This window comes from Streptosporangium sp. NPDC049376, assembly GCF_044466505.1.
Taxonomy (GTDB): Bacteria; Actinomycetota; Actinomycetes; order Streptosporangiales; family Streptosporangiaceae; genus Streptosporangium.
Map to the genome: position 1 here is coordinate 38,229 of NZ_JBITMT010000015.1, position 16,254 is coordinate 54,482.

At 71.4% G+C, this 16,254-nt stretch carries 12 protein-coding genes; 3 read left to right on the forward strand and 9 right to left on the reverse strand.

Going from position 1 to position 16,254, the window contains the following annotated elements:
• The first annotated feature begins 44 nt into the window (after nt 1-44).
• A complete protein-coding gene (locus ACIBVQ_RS29970) occupies nt 45-1,205 on the forward strand; it encodes a UDP-N-acetylglucosamine--N-acetylmuramyl-(pentapeptide) pyrophosphoryl-undecaprenol N-acetylglucosamine transferase (RefSeq protein ID WP_362915944.1) in 1,161 nt (386 codons plus the stop codon).
• 184 nt (nt 1,206-1,389) lie between these two features.
• Here ACIBVQ_RS29970 and ACIBVQ_RS29975 read toward each other — a convergent pair whose 3' ends face one another.
• Nucleotides 1,390-1,749, reverse strand: a complete 360-nt coding sequence (locus tag ACIBVQ_RS29975; protein WP_352013195.1) for a transposase — start codon at nt 1,747-1,749, stop codon at nt 1,390-1,392.
• A gap of 327 nt (nt 1,750-2,076) precedes the next feature.
• On the opposite strand from ACIBVQ_RS29975, the gene ACIBVQ_RS29980 reads away from it, so the two are divergent.
• Nucleotides 2,077-3,141 (forward strand): M4 family metallopeptidase, encoded by a 1,065-nt coding sequence (locus tag ACIBVQ_RS29980; protein WP_399181560.1) that lies wholly within the window; start codon nt 2,077-2,079, stop codon nt 3,139-3,141.
• A 154-nt stretch (nt 3,142-3,295) separates the two neighbouring features.
• Here ACIBVQ_RS29980 and ACIBVQ_RS29985 read toward each other — a convergent pair whose 3' ends face one another.
• On the reverse strand, nt 3,296-4,909 hold the full coding sequence (locus ACIBVQ_RS29985; protein ID WP_399181562.1) for an amidohydrolase: 1,614 nt from the start codon (nt 4,907-4,909) through the stop codon (nt 3,296-3,298).
• Between the two features lie 67 nt (nt 4,910-4,976).
• On the reverse strand, nt 4,977-6,377 hold the full coding sequence (locus tag ACIBVQ_RS29990; protein WP_362777313.1) for an FAD-binding oxidoreductase: 1,401 nt from the start codon (nt 6,375-6,377) through the stop codon (nt 4,977-4,979).
• A gap of 166 nt (nt 6,378-6,543) precedes the next feature.
• Between ACIBVQ_RS29990 and ACIBVQ_RS29995 the strand changes: the two genes are divergently transcribed.
• Nucleotides 6,544-7,578, forward strand: a complete 1,035-nt coding sequence (locus ACIBVQ_RS29995) for a GNAT family N-acetyltransferase (protein ID WP_386190418.1) — start codon at nt 6,544-6,546, stop codon at nt 7,576-7,578.
• 59 nt (nt 7,579-7,637) lie between these two features.
• Here the strand turns inward: ACIBVQ_RS29995 and pgl are convergent, their stop codons facing one another.
• From pgl to tkt, 6 genes are all read right to left on the reverse strand, one after another.
• Nucleotides 7,638-8,411, reverse strand: coding sequence for a 6-phosphogluconolactonase (gene pgl, locus ACIBVQ_RS30000; protein WP_399181565.1), 774 nt, complete (start codon nt 8,409-8,411; stop codon nt 7,638-7,640).
• 109 nt (nt 8,412-8,520) lie between these two features.
• Entirely contained in the window at nt 8,521-9,432 is a 912-nt protein-coding gene (locus tag ACIBVQ_RS30005; RefSeq protein WP_399181567.1) for a glucose-6-phosphate dehydrogenase assembly protein OpcA, read from the reverse strand.
• Entirely contained in the window at nt 9,433-11,100 is a 1,668-nt protein-coding gene (zwf, locus tag ACIBVQ_RS30010) for a glucose-6-phosphate dehydrogenase (protein ID WP_352013188.1), read from the reverse strand.
• On the reverse strand, nt 11,101-12,729 hold the full coding sequence (locus tag ACIBVQ_RS30015; protein WP_362777322.1) for a glucose-6-phosphate isomerase: 1,629 nt from the start codon (nt 12,727-12,729) through the stop codon (nt 11,101-11,103). It abuts the gene before it with no gap.
• Between the two features lie 5 nt (nt 12,730-12,734).
• Entirely contained in the window at nt 12,735-13,838 is a 1,104-nt protein-coding gene (tal, locus tag ACIBVQ_RS30020; protein ID WP_352013186.1) for a transaldolase, read from the reverse strand.
• Nucleotides 13,839-13,840: 2 nt separating this feature from the next.
• On the reverse strand, nt 13,841-15,937 hold the full coding sequence (gene tkt, locus ACIBVQ_RS30025; RefSeq protein WP_399181570.1) for a transketolase: 2,097 nt from the start codon (nt 15,935-15,937) through the stop codon (nt 13,841-13,843).
• Between the last annotated feature and the right edge of the window lie 317 nt (nt 15,938-16,254).

Here is a 16,254-nt window from a genome sequence, read left to right on the forward strand (position 1 = left end):
GCGGCCCAGAGCCCGGATGACCGCAACGCTGGAAGGACACGAACATGAACGCCGGAAACCCCCGTCCCCTGCGGATGCTCGTCACCGGAGGCGGAACCGGCGGTCACACCTACCCCGCGCTGACCACGGTCGCGGCCGTGCGCGAGCAGGCCGCTGCCCGCGGCCTCGGCCTCGACGTCCTCTGGGTGGGTACGGCAAGCGGCCTTGAGGCCCGTGTCGCGGCCGAGCACGGCATCCCGTTCCGCGCGATCAAGGCGGGCAAGCTCCGGCGTTCCCCCAATCCGCGTGAACTGCTCACCAATCTCGCCGACATGTTCCGCATTCCCGTCGGTGTCCTGCAGGCCTTCGGCATCGCCGCCCGCTACCGTCCCGACGTGGTGCTGTCGACCGGGGGATACGTGTGCGTGCCGCTGGGACTGGCCTCCAGACTGCTCGGCCGGCCGCTGGTGATGCACGAACAGATCACCGCGCTCGGCCTGGCCAACCGCATCCTGGCGCGCTTCGCCACCCGCGTCGCGCTCACCCATCCCTCGTCGGTCGAGCACCTGCCCGCCTCCGCGCGGGAACGTGCCGTGGTCACCGGCAATCCCGTCCGCCCTCACCTGCTGAACGGCAACGCCCCGTCGGGCCGCTGGCACTTCCGTCTGTCGCCCGAACTGCCGCTGGTCTACGTGACCGGCGGGGCACAGGGCAGCAGGCAGATCAACACCATGATCGAGGCCGTCCTGCCGTCGCTGCTCACCAGGGCGCAGGTGCTCCACCAGTGCGGCGCGGGCTGGATCGACGGGCTCAGCCGGACCGCCGCGGCCCTGCCCCCCGAACTGGCGGAGCGCTATCAGCCGGTGGCCTACGTGGGGGAGGAACTGGCCCACGTGTTCGCCGCCGCCGACGTCGTCGTCTCCCGCAGCGGCGCCGGTACGATCGCCGAACTGACCGCGATCGGCAAGCCGTCCGTCCTGATCCCCCTGATCCCGTCGGCGGGGGACGAACAGCGGCAGAACGCCCGCTACCTGGCCGAGGCGGGGGCGGCCAGGGCGCTCCTCGACGCGGGTCCCGCCCCGGAGCACCTGCTCGCCGAACTCGGATCGTTGCTGGCCGACCCCCACGCCCGCGCCACCATGGCCAAGGCCGCCAAGTCCCTCGGCCGTCTCGACGCCGCCGACGCCCTCGCCCGCGTCGTCCTCCAGGAGGCGGCCGTCGGCTGAGCCCGCTCGGCTGAACACCCGAGAACGGGGAACGGGCGGCCGCGTCCCGGGGGTGCCGGGCCGGACCGGTACGTGCCCCGGGCACAGGATCGAGGCGTGGCGCGCCGAGGGCGCCGGGACAGGGCCGCCATGAGGCGTTCACGGCCGCGCTCGGCCGGTGGACCCGAGACGCGGTCCGCCTCGGTCACCAGTGCGCGACCTCGAACATCATGCCCGGCCGGATGTCCTGGCGCGCGGGGCGGCCTGAGCCCGTCGCCCTGTCCGGCTCGGGCACGGTCTCGCCCGAGAGCAGCGCCTGCAGGATCGTCTCCCAGGTGCCGTCCGTCGACCAGCGCCGATGGCGGTTGTAGACGGTCTTCCACCGGCCGTAGACCTCGGGGACGGCACGCCACGAGCAGTCGGCCCGGCTGCGGAAGAACACTCCGTTGATGGTCGCCCGGTGATCGGCCCAGCGATGACCCCTGCGGGGATGCGAGGGTAAAAGCGGCGCCAGCCGTACCCACTCGTCCTCGGTCAGGTCGTGACGCTTCAACCGGTTGTCCACGACCTCATGATGTACACCATTTGTGCCCACTGATCTATCCGCCACGTCTTCGCCCTGACGGGACGGCGTGTCGCCGGGGCGTATCGGGTGCCCGTTAGGCGGGCGCGCCCGCGGGGTCCTCGCCGCCACGGGGCCGGGGAAGGGACGGCGCGGTCGTTACGGGACGCCTCTCGCGAGTCGCGGGCCGCGCGGCCGGTCGTCCGAAAAGCGCCGGACATTGCCGTGCCGCTTGCGAATTTGTATTTTCCAGGAGAAAACGACCCGGGCGACGGGCGTTCTCCACGTGTCGATTCTGACGAGGAACCCCCCAGAAGAAGGAGCCGTCAGATGACCTCCAAGATCGTGCTGGGCGCCGTCGTGGTCGTGACGGCGCTGACGTCGGCCACACCGGCTACGGCGTCCGAGCCGGAGAGCCCGGTCCAGCAGGGCGTGGGCCACAGCTACTACAACGGCGATCCGGTGTCCCTGCGGACCGCGGGAGGCCCCGACCACTACATCATGAGCGATCCCACCTACTCGGGACTGAGCTGCAACGTCGGGGCGTTCGGTGTGCCCCTCGTCAAAAGTGGCAACGACTGGGGCGACAGGAGCCCGGTCAACCAGGAGACCGCCTGCGTCGACGGCATGTTCGCCGCGCAGCGGTACATGGACATGCTGCGCGACTGGTTCGGGCGCGACGGCACCGATGGGCAGGGCCGTACCCTCCCGGTGTATCTCAAGCCGGACGTGGTCGGCTCCTACCTGAGCGGGTGGGTCGCCCTGGGCCGGAACCAGGCGGGCACGAAGTGGGCCACCTCACTGGACACGGTCGGGCACGAGTACGGTCTGCGGACCTTCCTGGAGTCCGGCTCGGGCTGGAGCGGCTCCTCCGGCGGTGACGGCCAGGAGCACCAGGGACTCAACGAGTCGTCGGGTGACATCTTCGCCACGCTGCTCGAACACTACGTCGGCCACCCGGACACACTCGACGAGCCGGACTACCTGATCGGTGAGGAGTTCGACCTGAAGGGCGACGGGCCGGTCCGCAACATGTACAACCCCTCCCGGCTGGACGGCAAGAACTGCTACACCCGCTTCACCACCGACGCCGGCCCGCAGAACCACTGGTTCTACCTGCTCGCGGAGGGGACCAACCCGGTGGGCAAGCCCTCCAGCCCCGTCTGCTCCGGGCCCTCGGCGCTGAGGGGCATCGGCATCCGTAAGGCGGGGGAGATCTTCTACCGTGGCATCCAGCTCAAGACCGCCCCCTGGAACTACGCCAAGGCACGCGCGGCCACCGTACAGGCCGCCGCGACCCTCTACCCGGGAAGCTGCACCGAGGTGAACGCCGTCAGGGCCGCCTGGAGCGCGGTCGGGGTCGCCGCCAAGACCGGGGAACCGATCTGCGACTGAGATCCCGTCCCGGAGACCTCCGCATCGCTCCCGGCGGCGGTGAGGGCCCCGCCGGGGGCGCCCCGGCCGGATGAGCGGTCCGAGGTCTCCCGTCCCGGCGCCTCCGCCGGGATCACGGCCGCCCAAGCGAAACGATCGAGGTGTGGGCCGCCGGTCAGCGGTGGTAGACCTCCTCACCGCCGACGAAGGTCATCGCGACCCTGGTCCGCCAGATGTCCGCCGCCGGTTCGGTGAACGGGTCGCGGTCGAGGACGACCAGGTCCGCGCGGTTGCCGGGGGAGATGACCCCGGCCTCGTCGTCTCCGTTGATCCAGGCCGAGCCCGCGGTGTAGGCGGTCAGCACGGTGGACAGGTCCAGGCACTGGCCCGGCAGGAACGGCGTCCGGGCGGTGGGGTAGTCCACGTGGACCGAGCCGCCGGGCTCGGTGCGGTTGACCCCGACGTGCATGCCCTGGAACGGGTCGGCGGTCGAGACGGGCCAGTCACTGCCCGCGCAGAACCGGGCGCCCGAACGCAGCAGGTCGGCGAAGGGGTACTGCCAGGCGGACCGCTCCTCGCCGAGGAAGGGGATCGTCAGCTCGTCCATCTGCGCGTGATGGGTCGCCCACAGCGGCTGCAGGTTGGCGGTCACCCCGAGGGCGGCGAAGCGCGGCACGTCCGAGGGCTCGATGATCTGCAGGTGCGCGATGTGGTGCCGGTTGGCGGGGTCCGTCCCCTCGAAGCTGTCGAGGGCCTCGCGGACCGCGCGCTCGCCGATGGCGTGGAAGTGCACCTGGAAGCCGTGCCGGTCCAGTTCGGCGACGTGGCCCTTCAACAGCGCCGGGTCCACGTAGGAGAGGCCGGTGCCGCCGCAGCGGCAGTAGGGCTCGATCACCGCGGCGGTGAAGTTCTCGGTGATGCCGTCCTGCATGATCTTCACCGAGGTGGCGCGGAAGCGCTCCAGGCCCTCGGCCGAGGCACGGCGTTCGATCAGCTCGGGGATCTGCTCGGCGCCACGGGTGCGGTCCCACCACAGCGCGCCGACGACCCTGGCCCTCAGCCGCCCCGAGGCGGCGGCCGACAGGTAGACGGGCAACTGGTCGTCCCAGCCCGCGTAGGAGCCGACGATGGCGTCCTGCCAGCCCGTGACGCCCAGGGAGAACAGGTGGTTCTGGGCCTCGACGAGCGCGTCGGCCATGTCGCCCGGCGTCGGGCTCGGTGCGAGCAGCCCGACCAGGTCCATCGCGCCCTCGTGCAGCACGCCGCTCGGCGTGCCGTCCGGGTCGCGCTCGATGCGTCCGTCCGGCGGGTCGGGCGTCTCGCGGGTGATGCCCGCCCGCCGCAGGGCGAGGGTGTTGACCCAGGCCGCGTGGTGGTCGCGCTGGAGCAGGTAGGCGGGCCGGTCGAGGAAGTCGATCTGTGAGCGGTGCGGCAGGCCGCCCGGGAAGGCCGCCATGTCCCAGCCGCCGCCGTCGATCCACTCGCGGGTGGTGTTCGCCTCCGCGTAGGAGATGATCCGCTCCAGGTACTCCGGCAGGCCGTAGACCTCGGACAGGTCGCACCTGGCCCGTTCGAGGCCCGCCTGCACCGGGTGGATGTGCGCGTCGGTGACGCCGGGGATCAGCAGGCCGCCGTCCAGGTCCACGGTCTCGTGGCCGGGGGCGGCCCGCCGTAGGAGGTCGCTCTGGGGGCCGACGGCGGCGATCCTGCCGTCACGGACCAGCACGGCCTCGGCGAAGGCGTCCGCGGCCAGGAACGCCCGGCCGCCGCGGAACAGGATGTCGTTCACCGCTCCTCCGCGTACACGTGGGACGGGTGGGTCATGGCTCTCCTCTGTGTGCGGTGACGGTCGTGGCTCAGCGTCCGGTGATGGAGTCGGCGACCCGTGCCAGGACGGAGGTACGGCCCAGCCCGGCCCGCTCCCTGGCGTCCGCCCTGCGGTACAGGTCGTACATGGCGTGTACCCCGATCCAGCGCAGCGGCTCGACCTCCCAGCCTCGCACCCTGCGGCCGACCCAGGGCAGCGAGGCCAGCTCGGTGTCCCGGCGCAGGATCAGGTCCCGCAGTGTACGGCCCGCCAGGTTGGTCGTGGTCACCCCGTGCCCGGTGTAGCCGCCCGCCCAGCCGATGCCGGTGGCGTGGTCGACGTGCACGCTCGCGCACCAGTCGCGGGGCACACCGAGCACGCCGGACCAGGCGTGGGCCACCCTGGAGGCGCGCACGGCGGGGAACATGCCGGTCAGCAGCTCCCACAGCGCCTCGATCGTCCAGCTGTGCGTGTGCCCCCTGTCGTCGACGCGCGAGCCGTACAGGTAGGGCTTGCCGCGCCCGCCGAAGGCGATCCTGCCATCCGCGGTGCGCTGGGCGTACATGTAGTAGTGCGCCATGTCGCCGAGCAGCTCGCAGCCCTCCCAGCCGATCTCGTCCCACAGCTCGCCGAGCGGCTCGGTGACGATCATGGAGCTGTTCATCGGCAGCCAGGCCCGGTGGTACTGCCGGAGTTCCGCGGTGAACCCCTCGGTCGCCCTGATGACGTAGTCGGCGCGGACGGTGCCGTACGGCGTGCGGGCCCGCCCCGGCGCGATCTCGATGACGGGGGTGCGTTCGACGATCTCCACCCCGAGGTCCCGTACGGCCCGCGCCAGGCCACGGGCGAGCTTGGCCGGCTGGATGCGGGCGCAGTGCGGGCTCCAGATCGCGCTGACCGCCCCCTCGACCCGAAGGCGGGCCTCCCGTTCGGCCGGGTCGAGCAGCCTGACGTCCTCCTCCGTCCAGCCCCAGTGCCGTTCGTGCGCGAGCAGCTCACGCAGCCGCCGGTCCTGGGCGGCGTTGGTCGCCACCGTGGTCACGCCGCCCTTGACGATGTCGGCGTCGACGCCCTCCTCCCCGGCGACGGTCACGACCTCGTCGACCGCCTCGAACATCACCCGCTGCAGCCGTCTGGCCGCCTCGACGCCGTGTGTCCTGGCGTAGCGTTCCGGCGTTCCGGCCAGCTCGCCGACGAGCCAGCCGCCGTTGCGTCCCGAGGCGCCGTATCCGGCGAACTCCTTCTCCAGTACGACGACCCGCAGTTCCGGTCGCGCCTTCTTCAGGTAATACGCCGTCCACAGACCGGTGTAGCCCGCGCCGACGATCGCCACGTCGGCGTCGCGGTCGCCGCCGAGGGGGGCACCCGCCTCGGGAAGGCCGAGGGAGCGGTACCAGAAGGAGACGTCTCCGTTGACGAAGTCATCGGAGAGTGGAACACGCGTGCTCATGGCCATACATACTGCTATATCCGTCAATTAGTACGAACCTTCCAACGGAAACCGTTGTATAAACGCATCATGGGTGATATTTCATGACGTAACTGGGGTCTCACTCCCGTGTAGCGCTCCCGTAACGGAGACGCGGCAGGCTGTGCCTGACAGAGGGAGTGATCCGATGGGGTTTCTGAGGATTCGTACCACGGTTGACGAGCGTCCCGGGCGGCTGTCCTCGCTGGCCGCCGCACTGGCGGACAAGGGTGGCAACATCCTGGGCCTGAGCGTCCAGTCCGACACCGAGGGCACCGTGGACGAGTTCCTCGCCGACATCCCCTCGGGACCCGAGACGGTGCGCCGGGTGCTTGAGGAGGCGGGCGGCCGCCAGGTCCAGGTCGTCACCGCGACCGCCCACGAGCTGACCGACGAGCCGACCCGCGCCCTGCTGCTCGCCGCCGGGTTGCGCGCGGAGCCCTGGCGCCTCCCCGAACTGCTGGCCGAACTGCTGCGCGCCGAGGACGCCCGCTGGGTCGACGGCGCGGAGAGGGGCGACCTTCCTGACCCGACGCTGCTGACCGTCCCGGTGACTCCGCGCCGCTCCGTGCGGCTGCGCAGGGCCGGGCTGCCCTTCACCCTGACGGAGGCCGCCAGGGCCGCCTCCTTCGTACGGCTGGCCCAGCCGACCCTGCGGCAGCGGCCCGGCGCCGAACGGGTCGTCACGCTGTCCGACGGCACCCAGGCGCGGGTCCGCCCGCTCACCGAGCTCTACCGCGAGGCGGTTCGCGACCTGCACGACCGCTGCTCGCCGGAGTCCCGCCGCTTCCGCTACCTCACCCCGGAGCCCGTGCTGCCGCCCCAGGCCTTCGACCGGCTCTGTGACCGCTCCCGGGGCCGGTCGCTGGTGGCCGGGCACGACGGGCAGGTCATCGCCGTGGCCACCCTCGCGCTCACCCCCGGACCGGGGACCGCAAGGATGGCCCTGCTGGTCGAGGACCGCTGGCAGGGCATGGGACTGGGCGCCGCGCTGGCCAGGATGATCCTCACCGCCGCCCGCGATCTGGGACTCGCCGAGGTCAGGGCCGCGATGCTCACGGACAACGCGCGAATGCTCGCCCTGCTGGCCTCGCTGGGAGCGGCGGTCACCCCGACCGACGACCCCGGCGTGGTCGAGGCCAGGCTCGCGGTCGGCACACTGGCCGGGGCGTTCCCGGGGTGAGTCTCCAGCCGGGTGCGCGACCTGTCCGCTGACCCGCCGTCATACGACGGGGGACGGGGTCAGGGGGAGGAGATCCGGCCGAGGGAGGCGGGGATCTTGGCGGCCGCGGCCCTGTCCAGCAGGAACAGCGTCCGCTGCCTGCCGCGGGCGCCCGCCGCGGGAATCTGCACCGGCCCCGTGTCGGACAGCGCCAGCCGTACGGCGGAGGCCTTCTCCGCGCCGGCGGCGACCACCCACACCTCACGCGCCGCCTGGATGACCGGCAGCGTCAGTGAGATCCGGGTGGGCGGCGGCTTCGGCGAACCGTGCACCGCGACCACGGGACGGGTCTCGTAGAGCGCGGGCATGCCGGGGAACAGCGAGGCGACATGGCCGTCCGGGCCCATGCCCAGCAGAAGGATGTCGAACGACGGCGCGGGCCCGTGATCCTCGGGGAGCGCGGCGCGGTGCAGCTTCTCGGCGTAGGCGTCGGCGGACTCCTCGGCCGTCATCCCGGAGTCGGGGCCGCGCATCACGTGGACACGGGCGGGGTCGAGGTCGACCTGGTCGAGCAGGGAGGCACGGGCGCCGGTCTCGTTGCGCTCGGGGTCGCCGGACGGCAGGAAGCGCTCGTCACCCCACCAGATGTCCAGGTGCCGCCAGTCGATCGCGTCACGGGCGGGGCTGGCCGCGATCTCGGCCAGGGTCGCGATGCCGACGGTGCCGCCGGTCAGCACCAGGGAGGCCGAGCCCCGGCTCGACTGGACGTCGACGAGGCCGGTGATCACCCGGGCGGCGACCGCCTTGGCGAGCATGTCGGCGTCACGATGAATGATCACAGTGGGAACGCTCACGGGACTTCTCTCTCAAGAACTCTCGGCGGGTGCCACGGCCGGGCCTTCGGTATGGGAGCCCCGCCGTGAGGGCGTCCCGCAGCGGACCGCGGGACGCCTCACCCGGGTTTCAGGACTTGCGGCCGCGGGCGATCCGCCGGATCGCGGCCTCGTAGATCTCGTCCGGGTCGAGACGGCGCATCTCCTCGGCGAGCAGTTCCGCGGTCGGCCGCCTGGTCAGCGCGACCTGCCGGTCGGGCCTGCCGGGACGTGACAACGTGGCCAGCCGCCCGTCGCCACGGGTGATGGAGATGTCGCCGTTGGTGGTGGTCAGCCTGACCGCGGTCAGGCCCGGCCCCTCCGAGTCGACGACCTTGACCGGGACGCCGAGGCGCTCGCTCAGCCACGCCGCCAGCAGCAGCGCGCTCGCGTGCCCCGGTACGGCCTCGACGACCCCCTTCTTGACCTTGCTGACCGGTTGGTCGAACACGGCGGCCAGCAGGCTCCGCCACGTCGTCAGCCGGGTCCAGGCCAGGTCGGTGTCGCCGGGCACGTACCCCTTCGACCGGCCCGTGATCGCCTCGACCGAGTCGGCGGCCGACCTGGCGTCGACGATGCGGCGCTGCGCGAGCAGGCCGATCGGGTCCTTCGCCGGGATGGCGGGGCAGGAGCCCGGCCACCAGACGACCACCGGGGTGTCGGTCAGCAGCAGCGGGCCGATCACCGATTCGGCGTGCTCGGTGAGCTCGCCGTACAGGCGCAGCAGGATCACCTCGCCCGGGGTCGTCTCGCCGACCCGGATCTCGGCGTCGAGACGGTTGGGCTCCCTCTGGTCACGGGGGATGACGACCAGTATCCGGGAGGGGTGCTCCCTGGCCGCCTCGGTCGCCGCCCTGACCGCGTCGTACTGGTTGCCCTCGTCGCACACCACCACCAGCGTCAGCACCATGCCGACCGCGGGGGTGCCCATCTGGTGCCGCAGCTGGGTGAGCTGGGAGGAGATCTTCGACGCCGTCGTGCCGGTGAGCATGAAGCTCGTCATCTACAACCTCCTCCACTCGCGTCCGTCGCGGGCCATCATCTCGTCGGCCGAGGTGGGACCCCAGGTGCCGGAGGGATACTCCTCCGGCGGGCCCTGGGTGGCCCAGAAGTCCTCGATCGGGTCGAGGATCTTCCACGACAGCTCGACCTCCCGCTGGTGCGGGAAGAGCGGCGGATCACCGATCAGCACGTCCAGCAGCAGCCGCTCGTAGGCCTCGGGGGAGGACTCCATGAACGACTCGCCGTAGGCGAAGTCCATCGAGACGTCCCTGACCTCCATCGCGGTCCCCGGCACCTTCGAACCGAAGCGCACCGTGATGCCCTCGTCCGGCTGGACCCGGATGACCAGGGCGTTCTGCCCCAGGATCTCGGTGTCGTCCTTGCTGAACGGCAGGTGCGGCGCACGCTGGAAGATCACCGCGACCTCGGTCACCCTGCGGCTGAGGCGCTTGCCGGTGCGCAGGTAGAACGGCACCCCGGCCCAGCGGCGGTTGGCGATCTCCAGCTTGACCGCGGCGTAGGTCTCGGTGATGGAGTCCGGCGGGATGCCGTCCTCCTGGGTGTAGCCCGCCACCGGCTCCCCGCCCTGCCAGCCCGGCCCGTAACGACCCCTGGCGGTGGACAGCTCCAGGTCCGGCGGAAGCTGCACCGCCTTGAGGACCTTCTCCTTCTCCCTGCGCAGCGAGTCGGCCCCGAACGACGTCGGGTCCTCCATCGCCACCAGCGCGAGCAGCTGCAGCAGGTGGTTCTGGATGACGTCACGGGCCGCGCCGATGCCGTCGTAGTATCCGGCCCTGCCGCCGATGCCGATGTCCTCGGCCATCGTGATCTGGACGTGGTCGACGTAACCCCGGTTCCAGATCGGCTCGAACAGGTTGTTGGCGAAGCGCAGCGCCAGGATGTTCTGGACGGTCTCCTTGCCCAGGTAGTGGTCGATGCGGAACACCGAGCTCTCCGGGAAGACGGCGCTGGTGATCGCGTTGAGCTCCTGGGCGCTCCGCAGGTCGTGCCCGAAGGGCTTCTCGATCACCACGCGGCGCCAGGAGCCCTCCGGGGCGTTGGCCAGCCCCGTGCGCTTGAGCTGCTGGACCACCACCGGGAAGAACTTCGGCGGAACCGACAGGTAGAACCCGTAGTTGCCGCCCGTCCCCCTGGTCTGGTCGATCTCCTTGAGCATCATGGCCAGCGCGTCGAAGGCCCCGTCGTCGGTGAACTCCCCGGGGCAGAAGAAGATGCCCTCGGAGAGCTGCTTCCAGACCTCCTCGCGGAAGGGCGTGCGCGCGTGCTCCTTGACGGCGTCATGGGTGAGCTGCGCGAAGTCCTGGTCCTGCCAGTCACGGCGGGCGAAACCGACCAGGGAGAAACCGGGGGGCAGCAGCCCCCGGTTCGCCAGGTCGTAGATCGCCGGCAGCAGCTTCTTGCGTGCCAGGTCGCCCGTCACGCCGAACAGGACCAGCACGCACGGGCCCGCGACCCGGGGCAGCCGCTTGTCGCGGGGGTCGCGCAGCGGATTGGACTCGATCAGGGCCTCGGTGGTGCTGACGGTCGCCGCCGCGGACGTCTCGGCCGCGGACCGCTCGCCCCCCACGGGGTCGGCGTGCGCGTCCTCGCCGCGCACGTCCTCCGGCTCCGCCTCTGCCGGGCGGGCTCCGGACTGCTTGTCACTCATTCAGGCCTCCCGCGCAGCCTCAAGGAGGCGTGCGACACCGGCGGTGCGGTCGGTCAGGTGGAGTCGTACCGCGGGCCGTCCCCGCCCGGCCAGCGCGTCCTGGTCTCCCAGAGCCTGCGCCAGCTGCAGCCTGCCCAGCGTGTACGGCTTGCCGGGCACCTCGACGTCCTCCTCGACGGCCCCGGTGATCTGCAGGAACACACCGTTCTGCGGGCCGCCCTTGTGGTACTGGCCGGTCGAGTGCAGGAAACGGGGGCCCCACCCGAAGGTGACCGGCCGCTCGGTGCGCACCGCCAGGCGGCCGCGCAGCGTCGCCGGGTCGGCGGCGCTCCAGGCGTCGGTCATCTCCTCGAAGGAGGCGTCCTCGGCGTGCGGGGCGTCGAAGGCCGCCTCCCTGTCGAGGTAGGCCATGATCGCCAGATAGCCGTCCTCGGGGACGGCCTCCAGCAGGCGGGTGAGCACCTCGGGCAGGTCCTTGGGGACCTCGCCGCCGGGCAGCTCGCCGTACACCTCGACCGGGCCGTCGACCAGGATCGGCGTGCCCGTGGGCAGCTCCTCCCGGTCGAGCAGCCTGCCGGTGTTCTCCTTCGACTCGGCCACGTTCGGCTGGTTGAAGGGGTCGATGCCCAGCAGGCGGCCCGCGACGGCCGTGGCGTACTCCCACACCAGGAACTGGGCTCCCAGCGGGCCGCCGACCGTGACCACCCCGTCGGAGTCGATCCCGGCGACCAGCTCGTCCGGAGCCTCACCCGGGTCGGCGCCGACGACCGGCAGGATGCCCCTGCCGGACTTGCCGGTCGACTCGGCGATCAGCTGCTCGATCCAGTCGGGCAGGCCGTTGATCTCGGACAGGCCGTCCTCAAGCACGAGCTTGTCGCGCCCGGCGAGCGCGGCGGCGCCGAGGGCGGCGCCCAGCTCCAGGCCGGGATTGCCCTCGGACCGCGCGAGCAGCGGCCGCACCTCGGCGGCCTCGTCGAGTAGCCGTTCGACGTCGGCGCCGGCCAGTGCGCTGGGCACCAGGCCGAAGGCCGTCAGGGCGCTGTAGCGGCCACCGACGTTCGGGTCGGCCAGGACGACCGGGTAACCGGCCTCGACGGCGATCCGCTCAAGCGGTGAGCCGGGGTCGGTGACCACGACGATCCGCTCGGCCGGGTCGATGCCCGCCTCACGGAAGGCCTTCTCGTAGATGCGCCGGTGGCTGTCGGTCTCGACGGTGCCACCGCTCTTGCTGGCGACGACCAGGACCGTGCGGTCGAGCCTGTCGCGCAGCGCGCGCAGCACCTGGCCGGGGTCGGTCGTGTCGAGCACGGTCAGCGGCACGTCGGCGGTCGTGGTGATGACCTCGGGGGCCAGTGAGGAGCCGCCCATGCCGGCCAGGACCACGTGGTCGAGGCCCCGCTCGCGGGCCCGCTCGACCAGCTCGCCGATCTGCGGCAGCAGCTGCCTGCTGCTCAGCGGAAGGTCGAGCCAGCCGAGACGGATCGCGGCCTCGGCCGCGGCGTCCGGGCCCCACAGGGCGGGGTCTCCGTTGGAGAGGGCCTCGGGAACGCCCTCTGAGGCGAGCCGGGCGGCCGCCTCGGCGGCCTGCTCGGCGAGCTTCTCCTCGGCGAACGTCACGGAAACCGACATGTGTTTCACGCCTTCCGGAGTTCGGCGGCGACGGTGGCCAGCAGCTCGTTCCAGGAGGCCTCGAACTTCTCGACGCCCTCCTCCTCCAGCACCCGCACGACGTCGTCGTAGTCGATGCCGGCCTCCTTGAGGGCGGCCATGGTGTTCCAGGCGTCCTCGTAGTGGGGGCGGACGGTGTCACCGGTGACGCGGCCGTGGTCGGCGACGGCGTTGAGGGTCTTCTCCGGCATGGTGTTGACCGTGTTCCGGGTGACCAGCTCGTCGACGTAGAGGGTGTCGGGGTAGCTGGGGTCCTTGGTGCCGGTCGAGGCCCACAGCGGGCGCTGCGGGCGGGCCCCCGCGGCGCTCAGCGCCTGCCAGCGCGGAGAGTTGACCACGTCCTCGTAGGCGGCGTGGGCCAGGCGGGCGTTGGCGACCGCGGCCTTGCCCTTGAGGGCCCCGGCCTCGGGGGTGCCGACCTTGTCCAGGCGCTTGTCGATCTCGGTGTCGACCCGGCTGACGAAGAAGGAGGCGACCGACTCGATGCCCGCCAGGTTCAGGCCGTTGGCCTTGGCCCGTTCGAGGCCGGTCAGCCAGGCGTCCAGGACCGCGCGGTAGCGTTCGAGGGAGAAGATCAGCGTGACGTTGACGCTGATGCCCTCCGAGATCGCCTGCGTGATCGCGGGCAGGCCCTCGGCCGTCGCGGGGATCTTGATGAACAGGTTGGGACGGTCCACCATCCACCACAGCGCCCGCGCCTCGGCGACGGTCTCGTCCGTCTTCCTGGCCAGGCGGGGGTCGACCTCGATGGAGACCCTGCCGTCGACGCCGCCGGTGGCGTCGTAGACGGGCCTGAGCACGTCGGCGGCCCAGCGGATGTCGTAGGTGGTGATGGCGCGCACCGCCTCCTCGACCTCCACCCTCCGCACGGCGAGGTCGTGGAGCTGGGTGTCGTAGGCGTCGCCCTTGCTCAGCGCCGAGGCGAAGATCGTCGGGTTGGAGGTGACGCCGACCACGTGCTTGTCGCGGATCAGCGCCTCCAGGTTGCCGGTGCGCAGGCGCTCCCGGCTGATGTCGTCAAGCCAGATGGAGACGCCCTGGTCGGATAGGCTCTTGAGAATCTCACTCATGATCAATTTCCCGTCGTCTCGCCCTTGTCGGCCCCGGTCCTGGCGAGGCTTGCCTTGGCTGCGGCGGCCACGCGCTCGGCGGTGAGACCGAACTGCTCGTAAAGGGTCCTGTAGGGAGCCGAGGCTCCGAAGTGCTCCAGGCTGACCACTTCCCCCTCATCTCCCACGAACTCCCGCCAGCCCAGCCCGATTCCCGCCTCGACGGCGACCCTCGCGCGGACCGCCGGCGGCAGCACCGTCTGCCGGTAGGCGGCGTCCTGGGCGTTGAACCACTCGACGCACGGCATCGAGACGACCCGGGCGGAGATGCCCTGGGCCTCAAGGAGCTCACGGGCCCCGACGGCCAGTTCGACCTCCGAGCCGGTGCCGATCAGGATGACGTCGGGCTGCCCGTCTGAGGCGTCCTGGAGCACGTAGGCGCCCCTGGCGACCTTCTCCGCGTCGGCGGTGCCCTCGTAGACCGGCAGGTTCTGCCGGGTCAGCGCCAGCGCGGCCGGGCGGTCGGTGTGCTCGATCACGGTCCGCCAGGCGGCGACGGTCTCGTTGGCGTCGGCGGGCCGCACCACGTCGAGGCCGGGAATGGCGCGCAGCGACCACAGGTGCTCGATCGGCTGGTGGGTCGGGCCGTCCTCGCCGAGGCCGATGGAGTCGTGCGTCCACACGTAGACGACCGGCAGCTGCATCAGCGCAGCCAGCCGTACGGCGGGGCGCATGTAGTCGCTGAAGACCAGGAACGTGCCACCGTAGGGCCGGGTGCCGCCGTGCAGCGCGATGCCGTTGAGGATGGCCCCCATGCCGTGCTCGCGGATGCCGAAGTGCAGCGTCCTGCCGTAGCGGTTCCCGGGGAACTCCTTGGTCTGGTACTCGTCGGGGATGAAGGACGGCTCGCCCTTCATCGTGGTGTTGTTCGACTCGGCGAGGTCGGCCGAGCCGCCCCACAGCTCGGGCAGCACCCGTGCCAGGCTGCCCAGCACCTCGCCGGAGGCCTTGCGGGTCGCCACGGAGGCGCCGGGCTCGAAGGCCGGCAGCGCCTCGGTCCAGCCGGCGGGCAGCAGCCTGGCGGAGATGCGGTCGAACTCCGCGGCCCGCTCGGGGTTGGCCTCCCGCCAGGCGATGTAGCCCTTTTCCCACTCGGCGTGGGCGGCGCGGCCCCGCGCGACCACCTCGCGGGCGTGCTCCAGCACCTCGCCGGGAACGTCGAAGCTCTTGGCCGGGTCGAGCCCCAGGATCTCCTTGGTGGCGGCGACCTCGTCGGCGCCCAGGGCCGAGCCGTGGACCTTGCCGGTGTTCTGCTTGTTGGGCGCGGGCCAGCCGATGACGGTGCGCAGCCTGATGAAGGAGGGCTTCCCGGTCTCGGCGCGGGCGGCCTCAAGGGCCTGGTACAGCTCCGCGACGTTCTCCGAGTAGGTGTCGCCCGCCGTCCAGTCGACGGTCTGGACGTGCCAGCCGTACGCCTCGTAGCGCTTGACGATGTCCTCGCTCAGCGCGATCTGGGTGTCGTCCTCGATGGAGATGTGGTTGCTGTCGAAGACGACGACCAGGTTGCCGAGCTTCTGGTGACCGGCCAGGGCGCTGACCTCGTGGCTGATGCCCTCCTCGATGTCGCCCTCGGAGGCGATGCACCAGATGGTGTGGTCGAAGGGGCTGGTGCCCTCGGCGGCGGCCGGGTCGAACAGGCCGCGCTCACGGCGGGCGGCCATGGCCATGCCGACGGCGTTGCCGATGCCCTGGCCCAGCGGGCCCGTGGTCGTCTCGACGCCGACGGTGTGGCCGTGCTCGGGGTGCCCCGGGGTGAGGCTGCCCCACTGGCGGAGGCTCTTCAGGTCGTCGAGGGACAGTCCGTAGCCGGACAGGAAGAGCTGGATGTAGAGGGTCAGGCTTGAGTGCCCGGCGGAGAGCACGAAACGGTCCCGGCCCACCCACGTGGGATCGGAGGGGTCATGGCGCATCAACCGCTGGAAAAGCAGGTAGGCGGCGGGCGCCAGGCTCATCGCGGTGCCCGGGTGACCGGATCCCGCCTTCTCTACCGCGTCCATCGCCAGGGCCCGTACGACGTCGACCGCCCGGCGGTCAAGGTCGCTCCATTCAAGGGCTGGCACGAGTTCGCTGCTCAACTGCTCGATCTCCGGATCTATTCGTGTGATGGTGGCGCCGGTTTGGCTTTTCCCGCCCACACCGGACCCTAACGGTTCGGCATCGCTACCGTTGCGTAGGCTGAGCCGGGGCGAGTCCGCAGGAGCTTCAACAGATGTGGACACAGCCCCCCAAGGCATCACATCGTGCCGCTTCCCCACCCCATGCCGGAACCGGCCACCCCAACAACTACAGTTGATTGCTCAGGCTGGCTGGTGCCCGCATCCACGGATTCGCTCTCAATCAGAGGTTACGCGTTGACCCCGCACGTGCTGGAAGCGCC

Coding starts and splice junctions, on each gene's coding strand:
- ACIBVQ_RS29970 (WP_362915944.1), top strand. CDS start 45: ATGAACGCCGGAAACCCCCGTCCCCTGCGGATGCTCGTCACCGGAGGC.
- ACIBVQ_RS29980 (WP_399181560.1), top strand. CDS start 2,077: ATGACCTCCAAGATCGTGCTGGGCGCCGTCGTGGTCGTGACGGCGCTG.
- ACIBVQ_RS29990 (WP_362777313.1), bottom strand. CDS start 6,377: ATGAGCACGCGTGTTCCACTCTCCGATGACTTCGTCAACGGAGACGTC.
- ACIBVQ_RS29995 (WP_386190418.1), top strand. CDS start 6,544: ATGGGGTTTCTGAGGATTCGTACCACGGTTGACGAGCGTCCCGGGCGG.
- ACIBVQ_RS30005 (WP_399181567.1), bottom strand. CDS start 9,432: ATGACGAGCTTCATGCTCACCGGCACGACGGCGTCGAAGATCTCCTCC.
- zwf (WP_352013188.1), bottom strand. CDS start 11,100: ATGAGTGACAAGCAGTCCGGAGCCCGCCCGGCAGAGGCGGAGCCGGAG.
- ACIBVQ_RS30015 (WP_362777322.1), bottom strand. CDS start 12,729: ATGTCGGTTTCCGTGACGTTCGCCGAGGAGAAGCTCGCCGAGCAGGCC.
- tal (WP_352013186.1), bottom strand. CDS start 13,838: ATGAGTGAGATTCTCAAGAGCCTATCCGACCAGGGCGTCTCCATCTGG.